The 5,135-nt window shown below is 72.8% G+C and carries 5 protein-coding genes and 1 pseudogene; 3 read left to right on the forward strand and 3 right to left on the reverse strand.

The window, feature by feature from the left end; translation table 11 throughout:
* Nucleotides 1-104: 104 nt before the first annotated feature.
* From ESO86_RS11170 to ESO86_RS11180, 3 genes are all read right to left on the reverse strand, one after another.
* Nucleotides 105-311, reverse strand: coding sequence for an HPP family protein (locus ESO86_RS11170; protein WP_129235027.1), 207 nt, complete (start codon nt 309-311; stop codon nt 105-107).
* A 93-nt stretch (nt 312-404) separates the two neighbouring features.
* Nucleotides 405-1,418 (reverse strand): malate dehydrogenase, encoded by a 1,014-nt coding sequence (locus ESO86_RS11175; RefSeq protein WP_129235029.1) that lies wholly within the window; start codon nt 1,416-1,418, stop codon nt 405-407.
* Nucleotides 1,419-1,442: 24 nt separating this feature from the next.
* The gene (locus tag ESO86_RS11180; RefSeq protein WP_129235030.1) at nt 1,443-1,937 is read right to left on the reverse strand and encodes a DUF427 domain-containing protein; all 495 of its coding nucleotides are present in this window, start codon (nt 1,935-1,937) and stop codon (nt 1,443-1,445) included.
* 121 nt (nt 1,938-2,058) lie between these two features.
* On the opposite strand from ESO86_RS11180, the pseudogene pip reads away from it, so the two are divergent.
* The 3 genes and pseudogenes from pip to ESO86_RS11195 form a co-directional block, all read left to right on the forward strand.
* Nucleotides 2,059-3,009, forward strand: a pseudogene (gene pip / locus ESO86_RS11185) (prolyl aminopeptidase); the annotation flags it as partial.
* A 411-nt stretch (nt 3,010-3,420) separates the two neighbouring features.
* Nucleotides 3,421-4,299: a KPN_02809 family neutral zinc metallopeptidase gene (gene ypfJ / locus ESO86_RS11190; protein WP_129235034.1), complete on the forward strand. Its 879-nt coding sequence runs from the start codon at nt 3,421-3,423 to the stop codon at nt 4,297-4,299.
* A complete protein-coding gene (locus ESO86_RS11195) occupies nt 4,299-5,057 on the forward strand; it encodes an alpha/beta hydrolase (protein WP_129235036.1) in 759 nt (252 codons plus the stop codon). The genes ypfJ and ESO86_RS11195 overlap by 1 nt, the downstream gene beginning before the upstream one ends.
* Nucleotides 5,058-5,135: the final 78 nt, after the last annotated feature.

Below are 5,135 nucleotides of genomic sequence, written 5' to 3' on the forward strand. Positions count from 1 at the left end.
GGGCACGCTGCCCACGCCGGAGAAGTCGGAGAAGTCCAAGCGATAGCGCGGGGATGGGACGGGCCGGGCGCGCAGCGCCCGGCCCGTCGTCGCGTGCGGCGGGATCAGCGCCGCGACGAGCGCTGCGAGCCGTCGTCCTCCCCGGGCGGCTTCATGATGGCGCCGGCGGCGAGTCCGACCGCGAGTCCCGCGGCGAGCCACAGCCAGAACCCGGTCCAGAGGCTCACGACGAGTCCGATGACGAGCCCGACGACGAGCCCGACGATGAGCTGGCGTCGACGAGCGGGGGAGAGGGGTTCGCGAGCGGGCATGCTGCCAGCGTAGGCGCTGCCGTCGCGTGCGACCCCCGGCAACCGACGGGCCGGGCGGATGCCGCGCGCGGCGAGCCGTGGCATCCGTCGCCGTCAGATCAGGCCGAGCGCACGCACCGCCTCGCGCTCCTCGACGAGCTCGGCGACCGACGCGTCGATGCGCGCGCGGGCGAACGCGTCCACGGCGAGCCCCTCGACGACGGTCCACGTCCCGCCCTCGGCCACGACGGGGAACGAGGAGATCACGCCCTCCGCGACGCCGTACTCGCCGTTCGACCAGGTCGCCGCGCTCGTGCGCCCGCGATCGCCGGTGCCGAGCATCCAGTCGCGCATGTGGTCGATCGTCGCGGACGCCGCCGACGCGACCGACGACGAGCCGCGGACCTCGATGATCTCGGCGCCGCGCTTGGCCACGCGCGGGATGAACTCGTCGACCAACCACTCCCGCGCCGCATCCGTCCCGCCCAGCCGGGCGGCGAGCAGCGCGGGGACCGGATCGCCGTCCGCCGTCGCGTGCGCGAGGTCGGGGAACTGGGTCGCCGAGTGGTTGCCCCAGATCGTGACGCCCCGGATCCCGCCGACCGGCGTGGCCACGGCGGCGGCGAGTTGCCCGAGCGCACGGTTGTGGTCGAGCCTCGTGAGCGCCGTGAACCGCTCCTTCGGCACGTCCGGCGCGTGCGACGCGGCGATGAGGGCGTTCGTGTTCGCCGGGTTGCCGACGGCCACGACGCGCACGTCGTCGGCTGCGTGGTCGTTGATCGCTCGCCCCTGCGGCCCGAAGATGCCGCCGTTCGCCTCGAGGAGGTCTCCGCGCTCCATGCCCGCGGTGCGCGGCCGCGCACCCACGAGGAGTGCGGCGTTCGCTCCGTCGAAGGCGACGTTCGGATCGGCCGTCACCTCGACGTGCGCGAGCAGCGGGAACGCCGAGTCCTGCAGTTCGAGCGCAGCGCCCTCGGCGGCGCGGAGGCCCTGCGGGATCTCGAGGAGGTTCAGGCGCACGGCGGTGTCGGGACCGAGCAGGGCGCCCGAGGCGATGCGGAACAGCAGCGCGTAGCCGATCTGCCCCCCGGCGCCGGTGATCGTGATCGTGACCGGTCTGCGGCTCATGCCCACGAGCCTACGCCGCGGCGTTCACCACCCCATGGTGCCGGGCGCGCCCTTGACCGGTCCCGCGACCATCGAGGTCATCCACCCGCCGTAGAAGCCGCCGGGCTGGGGGAGCACCCGCTCGCCGTCGACCGTGCAGGCGTCCATCGGACCCGCGTAGACGGCGACGCGGTCGCGGAGCACCTCGAACCCGGGCGAGGGCGTCGGGTAGTTCCAGGCGGCGCGGTGAGCGGCGCGATCGCCGCCCCGCACGTCGAAGTACCTCGCCGCACCCTTGAACTCGCAGAACGACGAACCCGCGGTCGGCACCAGCGCACCGGGCGCGAACGCGTCGATCGGCAGGTAGTAGACGGGCGGATGACTCGTCTCGAGCACGCGGACCACGTCGCGCGTATCGGCGATGCGGTCACCGCCGAGGTCGATCGTGACCCGCACGTCGACCGCCTCGACGCGCGGCGGCCGCGGATAGTCCCAGACGGACTCCTGGCCGGGACCGACGGGCTCTCGTATCGGACGCATGCCCGCACGCTAGGCCGCGACGCTGGGAGGCTGCCGACACGGTCGGGCCCGGCCCCCGCGGCGGCGCGCCGCGAGCGTGGCATCCGCTCGTTCGCTAGCGTGAGCGGACAAGGGGGAACCGATGAGGGAACTGTATCCGGAGATCGAGCCGCTCGAGACCGGGATGCTGGACGTCGGCGACGGCCAGCACATCTACTGGGAGGTCTCGGGCAATCGCGACGGCAAGCCCGTCGTGTTCCTCCACGGCGGGCCCGGCGGGGGCACGTCGCCGGCGCACCGGCGACTGTTCGACCCCGCCAGGTACCGCATCGTCCTGTTCGACCAGCGCGGGTGCGGCCTGTCCATCCCGCACGCCTCCGAGCCCGGCGCCGTGCTGTCGGCGAACACGACCTGGCACCTCATCGCCGACATGGAGCGCCTGCGCGCGCATCTCGGCATCGACCGCTGGCAGGTGCTCGGCGGCTCGTGGGGCAGCGCGCTCGCGCTCGCCTACGCCGAGACCCATCCCGAGCGCGTCACCGAGATCGTGCTGCGGGGCATCTTCACGCTGCGCCGCCAGGAGTTGGACTGGTTCTACGAGGGCGGGGCGTCCGCGATCTTCCCCGACCTCTGGGAGGACTTCCTCGCGCCCGTCCCGATCGGCGAGCGGGTGCACCTGATCGAGGCCTACCACCGCCTCCTGACCGACCCGGATCCGGCCGTGCACCAGCCCGCCGCGATCGCCTGGTCGCGATGGGAGTCGTCGACGATCACCCTGCTGCCGCAGGCCGACACCATCGCCCGCTTCACCTCGCCGGAGTACGCCACGGCGTTCGCGCGGATCGAGAACCACTACTTCCGCCACGGCGGCTGGTGGGACGAGGGCCAGCTCATCCGCGACGCGCATCGCCTGCGCGACATCCCCGCCGTGATCATCCAGGGGCGCTACGACATCTGCACGCCCGTGATGACCGCGTGGGACCTCCACCGGGCCTGGCCGGAGGCGGAGTTCCGGATCATCGACGACGCCGGGCACGCGTTCGACGAGCCCGGGATCCTCGACGCGCTCATCGCGGCGACGGATCGCTTCGCCACCGTCGATCAGGGACTGGTCGGCGCCGGCTCCGTCGACGTCGCCGTCGCCGACGGTGACGAGGGCGACGAGGACGAGGGCGACGTGGACGACGTCGAGGCAGAGGAACGCGAGGACCTCGAGGCCGAGCACGACGATTCCGACGGCGACGGCGACGACGACGACCGCGACGGCGACGACGACTCGGACGACGACGACGACTCGGACGACGACGACTCGGACGAGGACGACGACGACGACTCGGACGAGGACGACGACGACTCGGACGATGACGATGACGACGACGACGACGATGACGATGACGCGCAGGAGCGCGCGCCCGAGTCCTCACCCCAGCCGTCGAGCGTAGCCCCGGTCGACGACGAGCGGAAGGCGGAGCCCGAGGGCGATCCGGCGCGGTAGTTTCGTGCCATGACGTTCAACCCCAAGGCCGACATCGGCGGCGGCCGCACCTCTCGGCGCGGACGGAACACCGGCATCGCCGTGGGCGGCGGCCTCGGCGTCCTCGCGCTCGTGCTGGTCGGCTCGTTCCTCGGCGTCGACCTGACCGGCCTGCTCGGCGGCACCGGCGGCGGCACCACGAGCGAGGATTCGACGCTCGAGCAGTGCCAGACCGGCCAGGACGCGAACGAGCAGATCGACTGCCGCATGAAGGGCGCGGATGCCTCGCTCGACACGTACTGGTCGGAGGCGTCGCCGGGCATCGGCGTGGACTACGTGCGGCCCCAGGGCTTCGTGCTCTTCGACCAGGCCGTCGCGACCGGCTGCGGCAACGCGTCGTCGGCGACCGGACCGTTCTACTGCCCGCCCGACCAGACGATCTACATCGACACCTCGTTCTACGACCAGCTCGAGCAGCGCTTCGGCGCCGAGGGCGGACCGCTCGCCGAGATGTACGTCGTCGCGCACGAGTACGGTCACCACATCCAGAACATCGCGGGCGTGCTCGACTCGACTCGCGACGGGCAGACCGGCCCGACCTCGAACGCCGTGCGCGTCGAACTCCAGGCCGACTGCTTCGCCGGCGCCTGGGCCGGCGCCGCCGCGAGCACGGAGGACGCCAACGGCGAGACGTTCCTTCGGCCGATCACCCGCGAGGAGTACCAGCAGGCGATCGACGCCGCAGCCGCGGTCGGCGACGACCGCATCCAGGAGGCGACGCAGGGCCAGGTCACCCCGCACACCTTCTCGCACGGCACGAGCGAGCAGCGCGTGCGCTGGTTCGCGACCGGATACGAGGAGGGAGTCGGCGCCTGCAACACCTTCCAGGTCGACGGGTCCGAGCTGTGATGCGTCGCGCGGGCGCCGTGATCGTCGGCGTGCTGGGCGTCGTCGCGCTCGCCGTGGTCGGCTTCCTCGTGTGGTCGCACACGGTGTTCTCCGGCGAACGCGAGGCCTCCCTCGATGCGTGGCGCTCCGCCGCGGTCGAGATCAGTCGAACCGACAGCGGGTTCCTGCTCGAGCCGGCCGCCGCGGGCGCCGACCTGGGGCTCGTCTTCATCCCGGGAGCCAAGGTCGAGCCGAGCGCGTACCTGTACAAGCTCTCCGGGATCGTCGAGGAGACCGGGATGACGGTGGTCGTGACCCATCCGACCCTCAACCTGGCGTTCTTCGACACCCGGCCGCTCGAGGCGTTCACCGAGGCGGCGCCGGACGTGTCGCGGTGGATGGTCGGCGGGCACTCCCTCGGCGGCGTCCGCGCGTGCCAGCTCGTCGAGGGCGGGGCGGATGACGCGGCTCCCGACGTCGTCGGCCTCGTGCTCTTCGGCAGCTACTGCGCGAACGACCTCTCGGGCACGGATCTCGCGGTGCTCTCGCTCGTCGGCGAGCACGACGGCCTGAGCACGCCCGAGAAGGTCGCGAGCGCTGCGCACCTGCTCCCCGCCGACGCGGAGTCGGTGCTCATCGCGGGCGCGAATCACGCCGCCTTCGGCGACTACGGTCCGCAGCCGGGCGACGGCGTCGCCACGGCCGACCGTCAGGCCGTCCGCGACGAGATCTCGGGTGCGGTGAAGGAGTTCCTCGGGACCTCGGGGCTCGCGGGCTGATCGGGATCGCGCCCCCCGCCCTGCGCCTCGGGCGTCGAGCGCGGCCTGGGGGCCGGTGCGGCGTCCGTCCGCGGCGCC

The sequence above is a fragment of the Agromyces binzhouensis genome, assembly GCF_004135055.1.
GTDB lineage: Bacteria > Actinomycetota > Actinomycetes > Actinomycetales > Microbacteriaceae > Agromyces > Agromyces binzhouensis.

Coding starts and splice junctions, on each gene's coding strand:
- ESO86_RS11170 (WP_129235027.1), bottom strand. CDS start 311: ATGCCCGCTCGCGAACCCCTCTCCCCCGCTCGTCGACGCCAGCTCATC.
- ESO86_RS11175 (WP_129235029.1), bottom strand. CDS start 1,418: ATGAGCCGCAGACCGGTCACGATCACGATCACCGGCGCCGGGGGGCAG.
- ESO86_RS11180 (WP_129235030.1), bottom strand. CDS start 1,937: ATGCGTCCGATACGAGAGCCCGTCGGTCCCGGCCAGGAGTCCGTCTGG.
- ypfJ (WP_129235034.1), top strand. CDS start 3,421: ATGACGTTCAACCCCAAGGCCGACATCGGCGGCGGCCGCACCTCTCGG.
- ESO86_RS11195 (WP_129235036.1), top strand. CDS start 4,299: ATGCGTCGCGCGGGCGCCGTGATCGTCGGCGTGCTGGGCGTCGTCGCG.